The following is a 17,096-nucleotide window of genomic DNA, read 5'->3' as shown; positions in this document are numbered from 1 at the left end:
GAGCTAACGTTGTCGCAGCCGCGGTCGACCAGGCGTGTCTGTCGGTCCAGGAGCGCACTGTCACAGTACGTAGCCCGCATGAGCGAAGCGACATGCGGGATGAGCTAGTCCAAGACCCTTACCTGTGACAATCAACTCGAGCCCACCCCATTGAAGCCAAGAACATACGTTGGCTTGCCGTGCCGCCTATAGCTTTTTTTCTCCAAGCAACTTGATGGCATCAAGCATCGCCTGACCATACTGATCAGCGAAAATCCGAATGGCTGCTCGTACGCTTTCAACCGAAAATCCATTTCTCCAGCGTGACGGGTCGTCGACAATCTGCTTTTTCCAAAACAGGAATTTCTGATCAATGAGCGCCTGATTGTTATCAGCAGACATGTCGATGACTAAGACCAGCTTATCAGGCGCTCCTCTCACGTTAGAAGGCGACCAGCCAACCAAGTAAGGTCCCTCCCCGTCAAAGTTTGCTTGCTGAAGCCGAGCGTCCCTAATGGCAGCTTCGGAGGCATTGAGATCGTAGTGTTCTACTGCGTAGTCGCAGCTGTCTTTCCTGGCTTGGTTTGCGTCGGGATTGTCGATCGGCCAGACAGTTATCATCTGGTCTTTCAATGGAACGCTCGATGTTTCATTGCGAGGAAAGAACGCGACGAAGGCGTTACAAACCATCTTCAACTTGGATCGATTAGCCGAGGTGGCCTTGGAATGAAAAACGACGAGACCGTACGCGCCCGCTCCGACAGGAGGTATTTCCTTTGCCCGCAGATATGCGCGCACCGGCTGAAGGGGCGCAGACGCATTGCTAACTGTCCCCCCAGAATTCCTGCCGACCTGATGGATGCCAGCACCGTTACCGTTGCCGTACTGAATGATCTGGCTGTCGTTGCTACGACCACGCTGGAACGTCGCGACGCCGCCGTAGCTTCCATCAGTTGGAGAGCCCCTGCACCGCCGGCGGCGGAGCCGCCTTCTCCCCCGCCTCCTGCGCAGCAGGCGGGACTGACCGTAGGGCTCGGTCTGTCAATGGTTTGGCCGCCCGCACGCGCGCCTTTGCATTCAGGATCATTGGGATCACATGCAGCATCAGCACCGCAAGAAACGCTGAACATAATCAGAGATGCCAATAGAAACCTACATGATATCATTTTTTTCTCCGGCCGAGCGCCCCCTAGCTTTTGCGAATACCTTGCCAAGAAAGGACAGCACGACACCCGAGACCAAACAAAACGTCGTGGCTACGACTACGATAAAGGCTGCTCCAGCGTTGGTGTCGGGACGAACCCACCAAACGATCGCAATTCCCAGGAACAGTCCGCTAGCCGCAGCAAAGACGTAGCTGTTCAATGTTCGGCTCCCGCGCCAATAATATCTTAACAAAGATGCAATTACCGCGCGAGTGTGCATCAAGACCCGTATGAGGTGCAAGATGCAAACCAAGCGTTGTCGCCGACCCTTTTAGGGTGGCATCGTCGATCTTCGAGCGCCGAAATAGAAGCTTTCGCCTCTACGACTGATGCGGCTTATGGATCCTCCTCGCTTGCAGCGAGACTAGTCCGATGAGATTAGTATGAATCGACATCGCGCTTTAGGTTGTTGTTTGTGCATGATCTTTTCGGAAAACCGCTTCACACTTTTCCGGATCATGCTTTAGCGCCAGATTTCTATCTCCACTGGCCGCTCGCGGCGCTCGCTCGCGCGCAAGGCGCGTTCGATCGCAGCGAAAGCCGGCAAACCTGAAGGGCGCCACTCGGCGCCCTTCGCGATCCTCACTCCTGCCGTCACGACATCGCGGCGACTTCCGCTGACGTGTCGTAATATTCCTGGAAGAACACCAGCTTTCCCTGGCGGTATTTCAGCACGTGGGCCCATTCGTTCTTGCTGACCTTGCCTGTCTTCTTCATCCGACCGGCGGATGAGCCCAGGACAACAACCGTGTCGCCCTTGTCGATCATCTCGCGCGGCGCAAACTCGGAGAATTCGATATTCTCCGCGATTTTCGTGAAGAATCCGGCAACCCCCTGCTTTCCCCTGAATTGGCCAGCCCAGGGCAATTTGTCCTTCGGGCCAGGCGATATCCAGGTGCAGTCGTCGGCGACCATGTCGTTGACGAGCGTTGCAATGTCGCCCTGCTGGAAAAGCTCATAGCCCTGCTTTGCGATCTCGAGATTGGTGGCCATAGGACCTGCTCCTTGCATTGAAGGTGGTTTTCACGCGATGACATTCGAAAAGAAATCCGCGCTCGCTAATTCGTGCAATCACCTCCTCTCGGATCGAAATGAAACGCCGTGGCGGGCACGGCACCTTGCATCGTGCATCTCACGCCGTCCGCGCGAGCAGAATCGCACCCGCTATGATGAGGGTCGCTCCGGCCGCATGGCTGAGCCTGCGGCCGAACGGCAGCAGCTTCTCGCAGGCGACATAGAGTGCGATGGCGATGATCCAGGCCAGATTCATCACGCCGCTGACGAACAGCAATGCCATCAAGAACCAGCAACAGCCGACGCAATAGCTGCCGTGGCGAACTCCCATGCGGAGCGCTCCGCTTCTGCCGGCCCGCCAGTACCTGCTCAGGAACAGCAGCGGGCTTTGACAGTAGCGAAGGCAGGCACGCTTGAGCGGTGTGAACTGGTAGAGCCCCGCGGCCAGAAGAATCATGCCGCCCAGGATGGCGCTCGTGCTTGCCATCGCCATCGACAAGAGCCCGGCTCGTTCGAGCACCCATTGTGCCAGAACCGCGACGAGACTGAAGGCGGCCCATGCCAGCAGATAGCCGGCGAGAAAGATCCAGACCTCCTTCGCTCCGCCTGACGCAGTCTCCTGCCTGCGCTTGACTGTCGCGTACAAGAGGACGGTGGGCCCCGCGCTCGGCACCATCATCGCGATCATCATCACCCACCACATCGCGAACAACAGCACGGCGTAGAGCGGTGTCCATGGCATCGGCGCCATGTCCGGCATGTCGGCCATCATGTCGGTGTCCATGCCGGCGCCGACCGCCAGATAGGCCCAGGCGAGCGCCACCACCGCGACAAGCCCGACCGCAACGACCAGGCGGTCGCGACGCAGCACCTGTTCGAGCACGCCTTGTTCGAGCACGCTTGGTTTGAGCACGCTTGGCTCGGTCATGAGCCCCTCGCTGGCAGCGCGGCAAGTTGGAACGGCGAATTCAGCGCCTCAGGCGGCAACGCCGTCGGGCGTCTGCACCACCTTGGCGAGCGAGCTGTGCGTGCCTTTCGTTTCGAACTTGATCGCGCCGTTCGAGCGGATGTTGGAAGAGGCGACCTCGGCGGCCCGGTGCTCGAAGCCCTCGGGCATGACCACCTGAATGCGATGCGGCGCACCCGTCACCGGATTCTTGATCGGTTCGACCTCAGTCTCCAGCACGCCCTTGACCACGAGCCTGGCGACGCGCCCGTCCTTGTCGAAGGAAAATTCGAACGGCGCAAAGACGGGATCGTGAATGGTCGTCACGATCAGGCTGAGGATGTGGAACAGCGTACCCTCGGCGGAATGCTTGCCGGAGAAGATGTCAAACAGCGCCTGGCGCTGTTCCGGCGTTGCACGCTCATCGACGATCGGCTGCATTTTGCCGTTGCCTTCATGCAGCGCGCCTGGGAAATCGACGGTGGCCGCGAAACAGAGCCCATCGAGCTTGGTGCCCGCGAAATGTCCCTTGGTGATCCTCATGCCGACCATGCCCTTGCAATAGCCCTGGGTCGGCAGGGCGTTGAAGTCGCAGGGGCAGCCAAACGCACAAGTGCAATTCTTGATCCATTCGCCTTCGAGACGCCAGTCCGATGCAGCCATGGCACATCTCCCAGTGTGAGGAGGACGAGGCAGCCGCGAATGAATTTCTTTCAGCGTAAAATTCGTTGAGCGTCAAAAAAGCGCGAGCGGGATCGATATCCGATCAGAAAGCCACATCGCCGCGAAGTCTGCTTGCGGACTGCAATTACTGTCCTGATGGAGGAAGCATATCAGCCGCGGTCTGACGCGGTACACACGATGGGTTGAACGAAGCGAGACCTCATGACGCGGAGCCGAGGTATCTCGCTGCGCGTGCCACGTGAAGATAGCCTGCTGAGCCAGTCCGCGTCCGCCAAGGCTCCGGCGCGACAGCCTTTGCCGCTTCGCTAGGAGAGAGGGGAGTTTGGCTCGCCGAGCCGTAGCTGCGAAGCAGCGAAAGCTGGTGCCCAGGGGCGGAATCGAACCACCGACACTGCGATTTTCAGTCGCATGCTCTACCAACTGAGCTACCTGGGCGTGCTCCAACAGAGGGGCCAAGGCCCATCGAGCGGGCGGTTTATAGTGGGCTCGGGGCGGCCTGTCCACCCACGCTTCGCCTTTGGCTTCGCGGGGCGCGGCCCGGCTGTGTACAAGGTGGGGCGGGGCTGGGATGGGGCCGCCAGCGGCCCCGTCAACTTCAAGTAAGTAATTGATATTATTTATTATTCTATGTCGTCGACTTCATCGTCGCGGCCGGGGATGACGTAGGAGCCCTTGAGCCAGCGGTTGAGGTCGACGTCGCGGCAGCGCGAGGAGCAGAACGGGCGGGTGGCCTGGGACTGGGGCTTGCCGCAGATCGGGCAGGTCTTGAGCGGGGGAAGCGGCTTTTTGGATTGATCGTCCATCGGGCAACTTTACACCACGTCGAGGGTAAATGGGCTGTACGGCGGGAGTTCCTTGACGGCTACGACGGGACTCGCGGCTACCCCCTCCCCAGCCCTCCCCCGCAAGGGGGGAGGGAGCGCACCGCCAGTGCGCCCGACTCCTTTGCATGGGGTTGTTTTCGAGATTTTGGTGGGAGGGGGTTCAGACGCCGACGGCGTTGAGCCAGCCGAAGCGGATGGGGAAGCCTTCGCCGCCCAGAAGCGTGGTGGTCTCGTAGAGCGGCAGGCCGACGACGTTGCTGTAGGAGCCGACCATCTTGACCACGAAGGAGCCGGCGATGCCCTGCACCGCGTAGCCGCCGGCTTTGCCGCGCCATTCGCCGGAGCCGATATAGGCCTGGATATCGTCCTCGGAGAGGCGCTTGAAGCGGACGCGGGTCTCGACCAGGCGCTGGCGGAAGGCCTCACGCGGGGTAACGAGGCAGATCGCGGTGTAGACGCGGTGGTTGCGGCCCGAGAGCAGCCGCAGGCACTGCGCGGCCTCGTCCACCAGATTGGCCTTGGGCAGGATGCGGCGGCCAACCGCGACCACGGTGTCGGCCGAGAGGATGAAGGCGCCGCGCAGCTCATCGTCGAGCTGCACCGATTTGAGCGCCGCATCGGCTTTTGCCCGGGCGAGGCGATTGGCGCAGGCGCGCGGCAGCTCGCCCCGCTTCGGCGTCTCGTCGACATCGGCCGGCCGCAAGGCATCGGGCTCGATGCCGGCCTGATTGAGCAGCGACAGGCGCCGTGGCGAACCGGAGGCAAGAACGAATTTGGGGCGGCCGAGCATCAGGTGATTTTGGGGGACGAAGCAGGGGGTGAATTGCGCGCGGAACCTATCGGAAGGGGGCCGGTTTCACAACCCGGGAACCCGGACTTTAGCGATTCGAGGGGGACACAAGATGCGTGTGCCTGCGGTCTGTGACGCGGGTGTTACGGCCCCTTCGCCTCGCCCTACCCGCTCGCGGCCCCCGCCTTCGCAAAGCGCTTGCGGATGCGGAGCAGGAGCTGGTCGCAGACCTCGCGATAGGCGGCGAGCTTCTGGTCGCGGCTGCCTTCGGTGCCGGTCGGATCGTGCGTCGGCCAGTATTCGACGTCGGCGGCGAGCGTGCGCGTCAGCTCCAGCGCCTTGTGATGGGCCTCGGGCGAGAGCGTGATGATGAGGTCGAAGTTCAGCCCCTCCCAATCCTCCAGCTCCTCGAAGGTCTGCGGCTTGTGGGTGGAGATGTCCTGCCCGAGCTCGGCCATCACGGCGACCGCGAAGGAATCGAGCTCGCCCTTCCTGGCGCCGGCGGATTTGACGTAGAGCCCGTGCGGAAACATGTGCTGCAACAGGCTCTCGGCCATTGGCGAGCGCACGCTGTTGAGCGCGCAGGCAAACAGCACCGATTGCGGATCGCGTGCGCGTGGGGGCGCCGCTGCCATCCGCGATCAGCCTTTCCAGTGCAGGACGGTGATGAGCGTGAACAGCCGGCGCGAGGTCTCGAAATCGACCCGCACCTTGCCCTTCAGCCGCTCCTGGAGCGTGCGTGATCCCTCGTCATGGATGCCGCGGCGGCCCATGTCGATGGCCTCGATCTTGTCCGGCGTCGCGGTCCGGATCGCCTGGTAGTAGCTGTCGCAGATCATGAAATAGTCCTTCACGATCCGTCGGAACGGCGTCAGCGACAACAGATGCGCGACCACGGGCGTGGCGTCCTCGCGACGGATGTCGAACATCAACCGATTGCCGGTGATGCCGATATGCAGCGTGAACGGGCCCTGGCCGTCGGCGCCTTCCGGCGCGAACAGGTTCTGCTCGATCAGATCGTAGATCGCGATCGCGCGCTCATGCTCGATGTCAGGCCCGGAGCGGCCGATCGATTCCTCGTCGAGCGTGACGCCGACGATGCGATTCTGCGTGTCGTCCTGTGCGGTCTTGTTCATGACAGATTGAGGCGCAATCCCACCGAGCGGGCATGGGCATCCAGCCCCTCCGCTTTGCCGAGCGTCATCGCGGCGGGCCCGAGCGCACGGAGCTGATCGGGACCGCATTTCAGGATCGAGGTGCGCTTCATGAAGTCGTGCACCGAAAGCCCCGAGGAGAAGCGCGCCGAACGCGCGGTCGGCAACACGTGGTTGGAGCCGCCGACATAGTCGCCGATCGCTTCCGGCGTGTGCGCGCCGAGGAACACGGCACCGGCATTGCGGATCTTTGCGGCGAGCGCGTCCGGGTCCGTCGTCATGATCTCGAGATGCTCGGCGGCGATGGCGTCCGCGAGCGGGATGGCGTCGCTCAGGCTCTTCACCATGATGACGGCGCCGAAATCGGCCCATGAGGCGCCGGCGATCGCCGCGCGCGGCAGCGTCTTCAACTGCGCTTCGACCGCCTTCTCGACATCGGCGGCGAGCCGCGCGGAATCGGTGATGAGGATCGACTGCGCGCTCGTATCATGCTCGGCCTGAGCCAGCAGGTCGGCGGCGATCCAGTCGGCATTGCCGGTGTCGTCGGCGATGACCAGCACCTCGGAGGGACCGGCGATCATGTCGATACCGACCTTGCCGAACACGAGCCGTTTTGCGGCGGCGACATAGGCGTTGCCGGGACCGACGATCTTGGCCACCGGCGCGATCGTCGCGGTGCCATAGGCGAGCGCGGCGACGGCCTGTGCGCCGCCGACGCGGTAGATCTCGCTGACGCCGCCGAGATGGGCGGCCGCCAGCACCAGCGGATTGAGCTTGCCGTCGGGCGACGGCACCACCATCACGAGGCGCGCAACGCCAGCGACCTTGGCCGGCACCGCATTCATCAGCACCGAGGACGGATAGGCCGCGGTGCCGCCGGGCACGTAGAGGCCGGCCGATTCGATCGCCGTGTAGCGCCAGCCGAGCTCGACGCCGAGCGGATCGGTGAAGCGCTCGTCCTTCGGCAGCTGGCGGGCGTGGTAGGTCTCGATGCGGTCGCGGGCGAGCTTCAGCGCATCCAGCGTTGCGGCATCGCAGGCTTTCGTCGCGGCCTCGATCTCGGCGGCGGAGACGCGCAAGGAGGCCGCATCGAGCTCGAGCCGGTCGAACTTGCGCGTCGCCTCGATCAGCGCGGCGTCGCCGCGCCTTGCCACATCATCGACGATCGCGCGCGCGGCGGCCTCGACGTCGGCCGAGACCTCGCGCTTGGCGGCGAGGAAGGCCGCAAATCGCTGGTCGAAATCGGCGCTGCTGCGGTCGAGGCGAATGGGCATGTTGCGACGGTCTTTTGGCTGGTCTTTGGGGGTGGATCGGGCTCACCAGGTCCCCTGCTCAATGGCGCGGCGGGCCACCGCCGTCAACCCTTGGGAGCTGTCGTCCCGACCTCCCCTGTCCCCAGCTCGTCCGTTCCGAGGTCGGTCAGCTCGCATTCCAGGCATTCGACGTCGAGCCGGATCGCGCCGCCATGGGCGAACAGGAGGAGTGCGCTGCCGCCCGGGGCGTTTTGGCCATGAAACTCGATGCCGACGAGGTCCAAGACCCGCTCGGGCGCGGCGAGGTCGATATTGCGCGACTTGCAGGCGAGGACGCGGTCGAAGCGGAGTGCGGAGACCAGCCGGCGCGGCTCGGTCTCGCCTTCCAGCGTCTGTTCCCAGTCCAGCCGGTTCATGCCGACCACCAGCCGTTTCTCGCCCTGCCGCCAGATGATGTCGGAGGTCTGCACCCGCGCGTCCTGCACATGGGTGGAGATGACGGCGAGGTCGTCGGCATCGAGCGCAATCAGTTTGAGCTGGGGCGGCATCGGCCTGCACCTCTCATGGGCGTCGCGGGGCTGCGCCTCAACGCAGCCAGACCGCTGGCAGTTTCCGAGAGGCTACCCGGGCGGCGGCCTAGAGGCCATTGATATCCCGGCTCTCCAGCACGGGCCTTGGATAGCCCCGGCGGACAACGGCGATCATGGCGCGGCCCATCTGCTCGGTCGTGGTCATGATGCCCGGAGCAAGCCGGCGCAGCACCGACAGGAGTGGTGAGGTTGCGACGTAAAATGCCTGCACCCAGGCCGTCTTCGAACGGATGCCGTGCAGGGGCTGGATGCCCGCGGGACGGAACATATAGGCGGCCTTGAACGGCAGCTTCAAAAGATCGTTCTCGGTCTTGCCCTTGATGCGCGCCCACATCCGGCTGTCCTGCTCGGTCGAGTCGGTGCCGGCGCCGGTGACATAGACGAAGGTCATGCCGGGATTGAGCTCTGCAAGCGTCGTCGCCGCGGCCAGCGTAATGTCGTAGGTGAGATGGCGGTAGCGCTCCTCGCTCATGCCGATCGAGGAGACGCCGAGGCAGAAGAAGCAGGCCTCAAAGCCCGAAAGCTGCGGCGCGATGCGGCGATAGTCCAGGAAATCGTCGTGGACGATCTCCTGGAGCTTGGCGTTGCGCAATCCCGTGGGGCTGCGCCCGACCACCAGCACGCGCTCGACCCCGGCATCGATCAGGCATTCGCGCAAAACACCCTGCCCGACCATGCCGGTTGCGCCGAAGATGATGACGTTCATCCGACCATCCTCCCCGAGGGCCCCGGTCAGGCGGCGACCGCAAACTCGTCGAAGGATATGCCGGTCAGCGTCGCCGAGGCATCCCACAGCATGGCGGCCGACGCGAGATCTTTTGCCTGCGGCATGATCTTCGCCGGCGCAGGCGCCCCCTTCAATTCGTAGAAGCCGTTCGGGCCGTAATAGCCGCCCGCTTGCGCGGCGGGCGCGGTTGCGGCGAACAGCGTCGGCAGCGCGCCCTCGGCCGCAGACTGGCTGACATAGGGCTGGATCAATTGCCCGATGCGCCACGACAGCGTACCCGTGCCCGGACCATTGGCGATCAGCTCGGTGCGCGCGAAGCCGGGATGCGCGGCAACGCTCGTAAGCCCCCAGCCGGCAGCATTGCTGTGGCGCTGCAATTCCAGCGCAAACATCAGCATCGCGAGCTTGGACTGGCAGTAGGCGCGCCAGGGCCGGTAGGAGCGCTTGCTCTGGAGATCGTCGAAGTCGATTCGACCGGAGCGATGCGCAAGGCTTGCGAGCTGGAGCACGCGCGCGCCCTGGGCGCGGCGGAGCTGCGGCAACAGATGCGCGGTCAATGCGTAGTGGCCGAGATAGTTGATGCCGAGCTGCATCTCGAACCCGTCGGCGGTCTCGCAGCGTTTCGGCAACGCCATCACGCCGGCATTGTTGATCAGGATATCCAGCCGGTCGTGCATGGCGGCAATCCGCCTGGCAAAATCGGCGACCGAACCAAGCCGCGCGAGATCGAGCTCCTCATAAGCGACCAGGGCGTTCGGGAAGCGGTTGCAGATCAGCTCGAGGGCACGCTGGCCCTTTGCCTCGCTGCGGCCGGCGAGTATGACGGTAGCACCGGCACCGGCGAGCGCCAGCGCGGTCTCATAACCGAGCCCGCCGCTTGCGCCGGTGACGATGGCGGTCTTGCCGTCAAGCGAGGGAATATCGGCCGTGGTCCAGTCGGGCATGCCAGTCTCCAGCACGTTTGTCTCATTGAAGCGCCCCGCGACCGCTCTAAATGTGCACTTAGTGCAACTTTGCAAGAGGTGAAAATTTGACCGCCGCGAAGACGGCCAGAAGCCGCGCCAAGCCATTGTCGCCGAGGGGAAAATCCTCCCCCACACCCGGCCTTCGGCAGCGCAAGCGCAAGGCGACGCAGGAGCGGCTGACCGGGGCCGCGATGGCGCTGTTCCTTCAGCGCGGCTTCGAGGCGACGACGATCGACGATATCGCCGCGGCCGCCGAGGTGTCACGCCGCAGCTTCTTTCACTATTTCGCGAGCAAGGAGGACGTGGTCTTCGCCTGGCAGGAGGATATCGCCGCCTCGCTCACCGAGGAGGTCGCCGCACGCCCTGCAAGCGAATCCCTGCTGACGGCCGCAGAAAATGCCATCGCGGCGGCGACGAAACGGCTCGATCCGAGCGAGGCGCTCGCGATGGCACGGCTCAAGCGCAACAATCCGGGCCTGCAGGCGCGCGACCAGCTCAAATATGAGCGGCTCGAACGCGCGCTTGCCGATGGGCTTGCCCGGCGCACGAACAAAAAGTCCGACAAACTCCGCGCCCGTCTCGTCGCGATGATCGCAACCGGCGCGATGCGCGTCGGCGGCGAAGTCTGGATCACCGAAGACGCACGCGAAAAGCCGGAAGCCTTCGTCAAGCGCATGTTCGACGCGATCAGAGGGATTTTGAAGTGAGACGCTTCACCCTCTGAAAAAAGCCAGCAGATCGGCGTTGATCGTCTCCGCTTCCGTGGTCGGCATGCCGTGCGGAAAACCCTTGTAGGTTTTCAGCGTACCGTTCTTCAGAAGTTTTGCCGAGAGCGGCGCGGAATCGGCGTAAGGTACGATCTGGTCATCGTCGCCGTGCATGACGAGGACGGGCACGTTGATCTTCTTCAGGTCCTCGGTGAAGTCGGTCTGCGAGAAGGCGACGACGCCGTCGTAGTGCGCCTTCGCGCCGCCCATCATGCCCTGGCGCCACCAGTTCTGGATCACCGCTTCCGACGGTTTTGCGCCTGGACGGTTGTAGCCGTAGAACGGGCCTACGGGGAGATCGCGATAGAATTGCGAGCGATTGGCCGCGAGTTGCGCCTGCAAATCATCGAAGACCTTCTTCGGCAGGCCGCCGGGATTACTCGGCGTCTGCACCATCAAGGGCGGCACTGCGGAGAGGATCGCGGCCTTCGCTACGCGGCTCTCGCCATGGCGGGCGATGTAGTGCACGACCTCGCCACCGCCCGTGGAATGGCCGACATGAATGGCGCTCTTGAGATCGAGATGGGCGGTGACCGTCGCGAGATCGTCGGCGTAGTGGTCCATGTCGTGGCCGTCGGCGACTTGGCTGGAGCGGCCGTGACCGCGGCGGTCATGGGCGATGACGCGGTAGCCGTGGTTGAGGAAGAACAGCATCTGGGTATCCCAATCGTCCGACGACAGCGGCCAACCATGGCTGAACACGATCGGCTGGCCCTTGCCCCAATCCTTGTAGAAGATCTCGACGCCGTCTTTGGTGGTGATGGTGGGCATGGCTGCTCCTTCTTGCTTCTTGGTGATTGCTTGCGCGAGATTCCGGGCGCGATGCTCCGCATCGCCCCGGAATGACAGAGGCGGGCGCGCGCCCGCCGGATGATGAAAATCAGGCGAACGCCATCGGCCTGAAGCGGCGCCAGGCGCCGATGATCACCAGCACGAAGAACACCAGCACGATGCCCTGCACGACCGCGAACACCGGGCCGGACGGCGGAGCGGGTGGCACGGCCGGCGCCAGCGCCGCCAATGCCGGCACCTTGAGGAACGACTGGATGATCAGCACGAAGACGTTGAGGTAGAGCGACGTCATCGCCGTCACCACATAGATCGGGCGCCAGGCACCCGAGAGCTTCACGCCGTAGAGCGCGATGCAGGCGATCGCGAGCAGCACCAGCGAGAGGATGCCGACCATGTGCGACGGCAACAGCTCCTTGAACGGAAACAGGAAGCCGGTGACGCTGGTCAGAATCGTGAAGAGAAGGAAGATCGCGGTGAGGCCCGGCATCGGCTTCGAGCCGAGCAATCCGAACATCACGACGAGACCGCTGACGATCGCGATCAGGCTGATGATGACATGGAGCATCGTGAAAGCAGGCAGGCTCAACCCAAGGACCATGGCAGCTCTCCTCATTGAGAAGATCAGGATGGTATTACTGTCCTCATTGGATTGCCACATGTGATGTTGCCACCGGCAAGCATTGAGCCATGCGTTCGCCGTTTATACGACGAACGCATGCCTTGATTTTGCACGTCTGGCACACGTGACAGCCGTCAAGGGGGCATTGAATCAATTGAGAAGCAGCGGTCGGCAGGTCGCAGATCGCTTCTCGCGTCACACGACTTTGGTATCGAAGATGAGCAGGTCGGCGCCGCCGCTGGCAAATTTCGGGACATCGCCTCCAGCTGCCCTGCCCTCAGGGCTGGCAAAGCCCGCCTGGATGTCGGCAACGCTGTCGAACGTCAAAATGGCGACGAGATGGACTCCGGAAGGTCCGGCAGGCGTTCCGACGGGTCCCGTGCTGATCGCGTATTTCTTCAGGCCGGGAATCTTCTTGGCAAGCGGGATATGCGTTTCGGCGTAGTACTTGTCGAAGGCAGCAGCATCCTTGGGCGTCTTGTAGAGCACGACGACTTCAGCCATTTAGTCCTCCCTTGAACCTTGTCGTTTTGTCGATCCTCATGGTGAGGAGTGTGCGAAGCACACGTCTCGAACCATGCAGGCCCCGCTGTTACATTGCGGCCTTCATCCTTCGAGACGCCACGTTCCGCGGCTCCTCAGGATGAGGGGATAGTCCGCAGTTGCCGGCTAGATGGCAAGTCACATTCGCCCAAGTCGGATTAGCCTCGGCTCTTCGGTGTCCTATGCTTGTCTAAAGCGCCGGTTTCGCGGCATCGCCAAGGAAACCGTGCAGGGAGGCCACGACCTGCGCGCCCTCGCCGATGGCGCCGCCGACGCGCTTGACCGAGCCGGAGCGCACATCGCCGACGGCATAGACGCCGGGCACGGAGGTTTCGAGCGGCGCGACGAGCCGACCCTGGTTCTGCTCGGATTGCGCGCCGGTGACGACGAAGCCGCCGCGATCGAGCGTGACGCCGCAGCCGTCGAGCCAGCCTGTCGCGGGATCGGCGCCGACGAACAGGAAGAGGTTGCGGACATCGGCGGCGTCCTCGTCGGTCGACAACCGGCTCTTCCAGCGGATACGGCGGAGCAGCGAGGCCTCGTCGCCCTCGAGCGCCGTGATCTCGGTGTTGAACAAGAGCTCGATATTCGGCGTCGCCTCGATGCGCTCGATGAGATAGCGCGACATGCTGGCCCCTAGGCCACCGCCGCGGATGATCATCAGCACTTTCTTCGCGTGGCCCGACAGGAACACGGCGGCTTGCCCGGCCGAATTGCCGGCGCCGACGAGGGCCACCTCCTCGCCGGAACAGAGCCGCGCCTCGACCGGCGAAGCCCAGTACCAGACGCCGCGGCCCTCGAATTTTTCCAGATTCTCGATTCCCGGCCGGCGATAACGCGCGCCGCTCGCGACCACCACCGCGCGTGAGTGCAAGGTGTCGCCGCAGTCGAGCGCCAGCGCGAACGTGCCGTTGGGGCGCGAGCAATCCAGCGACTTCGCCGACATCGGGATCATGATGTCGGCACCGAACTTCTGCGCCTGCGTAAAGGCGCGGCCCGCGAGCGCCTGGCCGGAAATGCCGGTCGGAAAACCGAGATAATTCTCAATGCGCGCGCTGGCGCCGGCCTGGCCGCCGAAGGCCCGCGTATCGAGCACGGCAACCGAGAGGCCTTCGGAAGCCGCATAGACCGCGGTCGCAAGTCCCGCAGGTCCGCAGCCGACGATCGCGACGTCATAGATGCGGTCGCCCTTGGGTCCGCCGACCATGCCGATGGCGCGCGCGAGCTCCATCTCGCTGGGATTGCGCAGCACGGTGCCGCCAGCCGTGACGACCAGCGGCCAGTCCTCGGGGCTCGGCGAATAGCGCGCGATCAGTTCGGCCGCGTCGTGCTCGCGATCAGGATCGAGCAGATGATGCGGCTGGCCATTGCGGGTGAGGAAGCCCTGGAGGCGCACCACGCCGGCCGAATTCGAGGGGCCGATCAGCACCGGGCCACCGACGCCGCCTTGGATCATGTTGACCCTGCGCAGGATCAGCGCGCGCATGATGCGTTCGCCGAGCACGGCTTCGGCGACGAGCAGGGCGCGCAGGCGATCCGGCGGGATCAGGAGCGTTTCGACATCGCCATCGGCCTGGCCATCGACCAGCGCCGGCCTACCTGAGAGCTGGCCGAGCTCGGCCAGGAATTGCCCGGGCCCCTGATAGATCACCGGCGTCACATGGCCGAGTCCGTCGCGCTGGGTAATGGCAACATGGCCGGACAGCACGACGAACATGCCCGGCCCCTGCTTGCCAGTCTCGAACAGGAGCTCGCCGCTCTCATAACGTCTGATCTCGCCGAACTGGCGCAGGCGCTCGATCTCGGCGAGCGTCAGCGCCGGAAACGTCTGCTCGGGGCGAGAGAAGCGCGACAGAAGCGCGTCCCTGTCGGTTCGATCCGGTCCGTCCTGCGCCATCACCGCTCTCACGCATTCCAAAATCTAGCCGCCGGCCTTTCCGGCGATCCCCTCATCTAGGGATGGTTCGTCCTCCCGCGAGGGGCCAGCCGCCCCGGCGCGCTCGCGCGCCTGCGCCTTGCGCCGCTTCAGGTTCTCGCGCAGCGCAGATTTCAGCCGATCCTGCCGGGTGTCCCCCGATCGCGTCTTGTCGTTGTCTGTCTTGTCGTTGTCTTGGGTCATCACGGGCCCATCATCATGATCGACGGCAGGATGCCATCGAACGAGGCCAGCTCAAGGGGCGGCGGCCGCCAAAAGCAACGAAGCGGCCAGAATTGGTCGAATTCAGGGTTGCGGCCAACTGGCCAGTTGGCGAGGGATCTTTTGCGGAACCAAATCGTCCCCAAAGCGGGTCATTTCGGGTCGAATTGCCCCGGTTAGGCGCGCAACCGGGTCGATTTATCGATTTCGCGGGGCAAGCGCGCTTGCACAGAAGGGGGGCTTGTGGCAGACATCGCCCCGCTTGGCGGGCCCATGTCGCGGCCCGATTCCTTGCCAGCATTTGCTGCCGTAGCTCAGTGGTAGAGCACTCCCTTGGTAAGGGAGAGGTCGACAGTTCAATCCTGTCCGGCAGCACCAGCTTCACTCGCCGACGATGTCTCGTCCTGCCCCTCAAGGATGCCATCTTGATCAAGCGTTCCCTGCCCTATGAAGGACTGCTCCACGAAATCGTCGAGCATAATGGCGTGCTCTATCTCGGCGGCGTCGTTCCCGAGAATGCCGGGCTCGACATGGCGGGTCAGGCCGACGATGTGTTTCGCCAGTTGAAGATTCTGCTCGAAGGGGCCGGCTCAGATATCTCCTGCGTTCTGCAGGTGACGATCTACATGACCGATCTCGCCGACAAGGCGGCGCTCAACCAGGTGTGGAAACGCTATTTCACCGCGGAACATCTGCCGGCGCGTGCCGCGGTCGGGGTCGCGGATCTCGGCCCGGGCGTCAGGCTGGAGCTGACGGCGATCGCCGCCCGCCGCTAGGCTCTTCCGAACTGCATCTATCAGGCATTCTCATCGATGGCGACGATGGTCTCGTCGCGCGGCAAGGCGCACACGACCCGCGTGGAGTTCCGCAGAGTGATCGTGAGCCACAATGTCTCATGGTCGTGCGCACCGATCGCGACGAGGGCTTCGAGGTAGGCCGCTTCGTGGTCGTCCGCGACGGAAAAGCCGGCACGCTTCAGAGCACCGCGCTCCTGTTCGTCAAATTTCACAATAGTCGTCTTGGTCTTAAGGAAGCCCGCCGCTCACCCTTCTATCCGAGGTCGGCGCTGAAGCCTCGTTAATTTCCAGCAACAAAAGCGGCACCGACAACGGCATTACCGCGAACAGCATCAGACGCGCGGGCGGCACATGACGCCGCCCGCGCGCGACGCACGTAGCCGTCAGCTCAGCACGCCATGTTTCTTGAACCAGGCCTGCATCTGGGCCCAGGCATCTTCCGCAGCGACCTTGCGATAGCTGGGGCGGTAGTCGGCGTGGAAGCCGTGCGGAGCGTCCTTGTAGATCTTGAACTCGGCCGTCTTCTTGTTCTGCTCCAGCGCCGCCTTCATCTGCTCGACTTGCGCGACTGAAATGCCGGTGTCGGCTTCGCCATAGAGGCCGAGCACGGGCGCCTTCATCTCGGGTGCGAGCTGGAGCGGGCTCTTCGGCCACACCGGATTGGCGGGATCGACGAGCGAGCCATAGAACGCCGCGGCCGCCTTCAGCGCATCGCTATGCGCGGCATACTCCCAGACGTAGCGTCCGCCGCGGCAGAATCCGATCATGCCAAGCCTGCTGGTGTCGCCGCCTTGCGACGCGGCCCAGGCGACCGTGGCGTCGAGATCGGCGAAAAGCTCGGCATCCGGCTTGGCGTTGACGACGGGCAGGAGCTCCTTGGTGTCGGTAATCTTGGTGAGATCCGGTCCCTTGTTGAAGTAATAGTTGGGCGCGATCGCAAAGGCGCCGAGCTTGGCGAGGCGCCGCGTCACGTCCTTGATGTATTCGTGCAGACCAAAAATCTCCATTGCCACCAGGACCACCGGCGGACGGCTGACGCCGGCCGGGCGTGCATAATAGCCGGGCATTTCGCCCTCGCCGACCTTGATCGTGGCATCTCCAGCCTGAAGGCCAGTCGTATCTGTGGTGACGACTTCGGCACGAACGGGTCCCGCAGCAAGCGTGTAACCCGCGGCGGCCGCCGCGGTCGCGCTCATGAAGGCGCGGCGCGAGACCGGAGCTATCCTGGTCAACCCGATTACGTCGGCAGTCATAGTGATTTCGGCAGTCATTCGGCTTGTCCCTTTTGTCTGATTTTCGAGCGCGACGAA

Annotated in this window: 22 protein-coding genes and 2 tRNA genes; 3 read left to right on the top strand and 21 right to left on the bottom strand. The window is 63.5% G+C overall.

Going from position 1 to position 17,096, the window contains the following annotated elements; genetic code table 11:
• Nucleotides 1–186: 186 nt before the first annotated feature.
• The 14 genes from QQL28_RS29785 to QQL28_RS29720 all read right to left on the bottom strand — a co-directional run bounded on the left by QQL28_RS29785 (nucleotide 187) and on the right by QQL28_RS29720 (nucleotide 10,110).
• Nucleotides 187–612, bottom strand: a complete 426-nt coding sequence (locus QQL28_RS29785) for a hypothetical protein (protein WP_284271248.1) — start codon at nucleotides 610–612, stop codon at nucleotides 187–189.
• A gap of 519 nt (nucleotides 613–1,131) precedes the next feature.
• On the bottom strand, nucleotides 1,132–1,344 hold the full coding sequence (locus tag QQL28_RS29780; protein ID WP_284271247.1) for a hypothetical protein: 213 nt from the start codon (nucleotides 1,342–1,344) through the stop codon (nucleotides 1,132–1,134).
• Nucleotides 1,345–1,778: 434 nt separating this feature from the next.
• Nucleotides 1,779–2,177: a nuclear transport factor 2 family protein gene (locus QQL28_RS29775; protein ID WP_284271246.1), complete on the bottom strand. Its 399-nt coding sequence runs from the start codon at nucleotides 2,175–2,177 to the stop codon at nucleotides 1,779–1,781.
• A 139-nt stretch (nucleotides 2,178–2,316) separates the two neighbouring features.
• The gene (locus QQL28_RS29770) at nucleotides 2,317–3,126 is read right to left on the bottom strand and encodes a DUF2182 domain-containing protein (RefSeq protein WP_284271245.1); all 810 of its coding nucleotides are present in this window, start codon (nucleotides 3,124–3,126) and stop codon (nucleotides 2,317–2,319) included.
• Between the two features lie 48 nt (nucleotides 3,127–3,174).
• Nucleotides 3,175–3,807 carry a DUF1326 domain-containing protein gene (locus QQL28_RS29765; RefSeq protein WP_284271244.1) on the bottom strand — a complete coding sequence of 211 codons (633 nt, stop codon included), beginning with the start codon at nucleotides 3,805–3,807 and terminating at the stop codon, nucleotides 3,175–3,177.
• A gap of 380 nt (nucleotides 3,808–4,187) precedes the next feature.
• A tRNA-Phe gene (locus tag QQL28_RS29760) sits at nucleotides 4,188–4,263 on the bottom strand.
• A gap of 185 nt (nucleotides 4,264–4,448) precedes the next feature.
• Entirely contained in the window at nucleotides 4,449–4,631 is a 183-nt protein-coding gene (gene yacG, locus QQL28_RS29755; RefSeq protein WP_284271243.1) for a DNA gyrase inhibitor YacG, read from the bottom strand.
• 181 nt (nucleotides 4,632–4,812) lie between these two features.
• On the bottom strand, nucleotides 4,813–5,442 hold the full coding sequence (locus tag QQL28_RS29750) for a Maf-like protein (RefSeq protein WP_284271242.1): 630 nt from the start codon (nucleotides 5,440–5,442) through the stop codon (nucleotides 4,813–4,815).
• Between the two features lie 164 nt (nucleotides 5,443–5,606).
• On the bottom strand, nucleotides 5,607–6,077 hold the full coding sequence (locus QQL28_RS29745) for an arsenate-mycothiol transferase ArsC (RefSeq protein WP_284271241.1): 471 nt from the start codon (nucleotides 6,075–6,077) through the stop codon (nucleotides 5,607–5,609).
• Nucleotides 6,078–6,083: 6 nt separating this feature from the next.
• Nucleotides 6,084–6,578 carry a UPF0262 family protein gene (locus tag QQL28_RS29740; RefSeq protein WP_284271240.1) on the bottom strand — a complete coding sequence of 165 codons (495 nt, stop codon included), beginning with the start codon at nucleotides 6,576–6,578 and terminating at the stop codon, nucleotides 6,084–6,086.
• On the bottom strand, nucleotides 6,575–7,870 hold the full coding sequence (gene hisD, locus QQL28_RS29735; RefSeq protein WP_284271239.1) for a histidinol dehydrogenase: 1,296 nt from the start codon (nucleotides 7,868–7,870) through the stop codon (nucleotides 6,575–6,577). Before hisD ends, QQL28_RS29740 begins: the two co-directional genes overlap by 4 nt.
• Nucleotides 7,871–7,953: 83 nt before the next feature.
• On the bottom strand, nucleotides 7,954–8,397 hold the full coding sequence (locus tag QQL28_RS29730; protein ID WP_284271238.1) for a DUF2948 family protein: 444 nt from the start codon (nucleotides 8,395–8,397) through the stop codon (nucleotides 7,954–7,956).
• An 88-nt stretch (nucleotides 8,398–8,485) separates the two neighbouring features.
• Complete coding sequence (locus QQL28_RS29725) at nucleotides 8,486–9,145, bottom strand: Rossmann-fold NAD(P)-binding domain-containing protein (RefSeq protein ID WP_284271237.1); 660 nt, start codon at nucleotides 9,143–9,145, stop codon at nucleotides 8,486–8,488.
• A 26-nt stretch (nucleotides 9,146–9,171) separates the two neighbouring features.
• Nucleotides 9,172–10,110 carry an SDR family oxidoreductase gene (locus tag QQL28_RS29720; RefSeq protein ID WP_284271236.1) on the bottom strand — a complete coding sequence of 313 codons (939 nt, stop codon included), beginning with the start codon at nucleotides 10,108–10,110 and terminating at the stop codon, nucleotides 9,172–9,174.
• A gap of 86 nt (nucleotides 10,111–10,196) precedes the next feature.
• Here QQL28_RS29720 and QQL28_RS29715 point away from each other — a divergent pair, with 86 nt between their 5' ends.
• On the top strand, nucleotides 10,197–10,838 hold the full coding sequence (locus tag QQL28_RS29715; protein ID WP_284271235.1) for a TetR/AcrR family transcriptional regulator: 642 nt from the start codon (nucleotides 10,197–10,199) through the stop codon (nucleotides 10,836–10,838).
• Between the two features lie 6 nt (nucleotides 10,839–10,844).
• Here QQL28_RS29715 and QQL28_RS29710 read toward each other — a convergent pair whose 3' ends face one another.
• The 5 genes from QQL28_RS29710 to QQL28_RS29690 form a co-directional block, all read right to left on the bottom strand.
• Nucleotides 10,845–11,669 (bottom strand): alpha/beta fold hydrolase, encoded by an 825-nt coding sequence (locus QQL28_RS29710; RefSeq protein WP_284271233.1) that lies wholly within the window; start codon nucleotides 11,667–11,669, stop codon nucleotides 10,845–10,847.
• Between the two features lie 109 nt (nucleotides 11,670–11,778).
• Nucleotides 11,779–12,288 carry a hypothetical protein gene (locus QQL28_RS29705; protein ID WP_284271232.1) on the bottom strand — a complete coding sequence of 170 codons (510 nt, stop codon included), beginning with the start codon at nucleotides 12,286–12,288 and terminating at the stop codon, nucleotides 11,779–11,781.
• A 216-nt stretch (nucleotides 12,289–12,504) separates the two neighbouring features.
• The gene (locus tag QQL28_RS29700; RefSeq protein WP_254110112.1) at nucleotides 12,505–12,813 is read right to left on the bottom strand and encodes an EthD family reductase; all 309 of its coding nucleotides are present in this window, start codon (nucleotides 12,811–12,813) and stop codon (nucleotides 12,505–12,507) included.
• Nucleotides 12,814–13,042: 229 nt separating this feature from the next.
• Nucleotides 13,043–14,749 (bottom strand): FAD-dependent oxidoreductase, encoded by a 1,707-nt coding sequence (locus tag QQL28_RS29695; protein WP_284271231.1) that lies wholly within the window; start codon nucleotides 14,747–14,749, stop codon nucleotides 13,043–13,045.
• 24 nt (nucleotides 14,750–14,773) lie between these two features.
• Nucleotides 14,774–14,971, bottom strand: coding sequence for a hypothetical protein (locus tag QQL28_RS29690; RefSeq protein WP_284271447.1), 198 nt, complete (start codon nucleotides 14,969–14,971; stop codon nucleotides 14,774–14,776).
• Nucleotides 14,972–15,292: 321 nt separating this feature from the next.
• Between QQL28_RS29690 and QQL28_RS29685 the strand changes: the two genes are divergently transcribed.
• Nucleotides 15,293–15,367 (top strand) — tRNA-Thr (locus tag QQL28_RS29685).
• A gap of 47 nt (nucleotides 15,368–15,414) precedes the next feature.
• Entirely contained in the window at nucleotides 15,415–15,765 is a 351-nt protein-coding gene (locus QQL28_RS29680; RefSeq protein WP_284271230.1) for a RidA family protein, read from the top strand.
• Between the two features lie 20 nt (nucleotides 15,766–15,785).
• Here QQL28_RS29680 and QQL28_RS29675 read toward each other — a convergent pair whose 3' ends face one another.
• Together QQL28_RS29675 and QQL28_RS29670 are read right to left on the bottom strand one after the other, a co-directional pair.
• Nucleotides 15,786–15,998: a hypothetical protein gene (locus tag QQL28_RS29675; RefSeq protein WP_284271229.1), complete on the bottom strand. Its 213-nt coding sequence runs from the start codon at nucleotides 15,996–15,998 to the stop codon at nucleotides 15,786–15,788.
• 171 nt (nucleotides 15,999–16,169) lie between these two features.
• A complete protein-coding gene (locus tag QQL28_RS29670; protein ID WP_284271228.1) occupies nucleotides 16,170–17,057 on the bottom strand; it encodes a dienelactone hydrolase family protein in 888 nt (295 codons plus the stop codon).
• Between the last annotated feature and the right edge of the window lie 39 nt (nucleotides 17,058–17,096).

The organism is Bradyrhizobium iriomotense (assembly GCF_030160715.1).
In the GTDB taxonomy this organism is placed as follows: Bacteria; Pseudomonadota; Alphaproteobacteria; order Rhizobiales; family Xanthobacteraceae; genus Bradyrhizobium; species Bradyrhizobium iriomotense.
The sequence above is the reverse complement of the archived record's forward strand: the minus strand, read 5'-3'. Positions and strand labels throughout refer to the sequence as shown.

Bases quoted from the DNA above. Each gene is read 5' to 3' on its own strand.
- QQL28_RS29730 (WP_284271238.1), bottom strand. From the start codon at position 8,397: ATGCCGCCCCAGCTCAAACTGATTGCGCTCGATGCCGACGACCTCGCC.
- QQL28_RS29750 (WP_284271242.1), bottom strand. From the start codon at position 5,442: ATGCTCGGCCGCCCCAAATTCGTTCTTGCCTCCGGTTCGCCACGGCGC.
- QQL28_RS29765 (WP_284271244.1), bottom strand. From the start codon at position 3,807: ATGGCTGCATCGGACTGGCGTCTCGAAGGCGAATGGATCAAGAATTGC.
- QQL28_RS29690 (WP_284271447.1), bottom strand. From the start codon at position 14,971: ATGACCCAAGACAACGACAAGACAGACAACGACAAGACGCGATCGGGG.
- QQL28_RS29745 (WP_284271241.1), bottom strand. From the start codon at position 6,077: ATGGCAGCGGCGCCCCCACGCGCACGCGATCCGCAATCGGTGCTGTTT.
- hisD (WP_284271239.1), bottom strand. From the start codon at position 7,870: ATGCCCATTCGCCTCGACCGCAGCAGCGCCGATTTCGACCAGCGATTT.
- QQL28_RS29770 (WP_284271245.1), bottom strand. From the start codon at position 3,126: ATGACCGAGCCAAGCGTGCTCAAACCAAGCGTGCTCGAACAAGGCGTG.
- QQL28_RS29725 (WP_284271237.1), bottom strand. From the start codon at position 9,145: ATGAACGTCATCATCTTCGGCGCAACCGGCATGGTCGGGCAGGGTGTT.
- QQL28_RS29670 (WP_284271228.1), bottom strand. From the start codon at position 17,057: ATGACTGCCGAAATCACTATGACTGCCGACGTAATCGGGTTGACCAGG.
- yacG (WP_284271243.1), bottom strand. From the start codon at position 4,631: ATGGACGATCAATCCAAAAAGCCGCTTCCCCCGCTCAAGACCTGCCCG.
- QQL28_RS29720 (WP_284271236.1), bottom strand. From the start codon at position 10,110: ATGCCCGACTGGACCACGGCCGATATTCCCTCGCTTGACGGCAAGACC.
- QQL28_RS29700 (WP_254110112.1), bottom strand. From the start codon at position 12,813: ATGGCTGAAGTCGTCGTGCTCTACAAGACGCCCAAGGATGCTGCTGCC.
- QQL28_RS29775 (WP_284271246.1), bottom strand. From the start codon at position 2,177: ATGGCCACCAATCTCGAGATCGCAAAGCAGGGCTATGAGCTTTTCCAG.
- QQL28_RS29705 (WP_284271232.1), bottom strand. From the start codon at position 12,288: ATGGTCCTTGGGTTGAGCCTGCCTGCTTTCACGATGCTCCATGTCATC.
- QQL28_RS29695 (WP_284271231.1), bottom strand. From the start codon at position 14,749: ATGGCGCAGGACGGACCGGATCGAACCGACAGGGACGCGCTTCTGTCG.
- QQL28_RS29740 (WP_284271240.1), bottom strand. From the start codon at position 6,578: ATGAACAAGACCGCACAGGACGACACGCAGAATCGCATCGTCGGCGTC.
- QQL28_RS29710 (WP_284271233.1), bottom strand. From the start codon at position 11,669: ATGCCCACCATCACCACCAAAGACGGCGTCGAGATCTTCTACAAGGAT.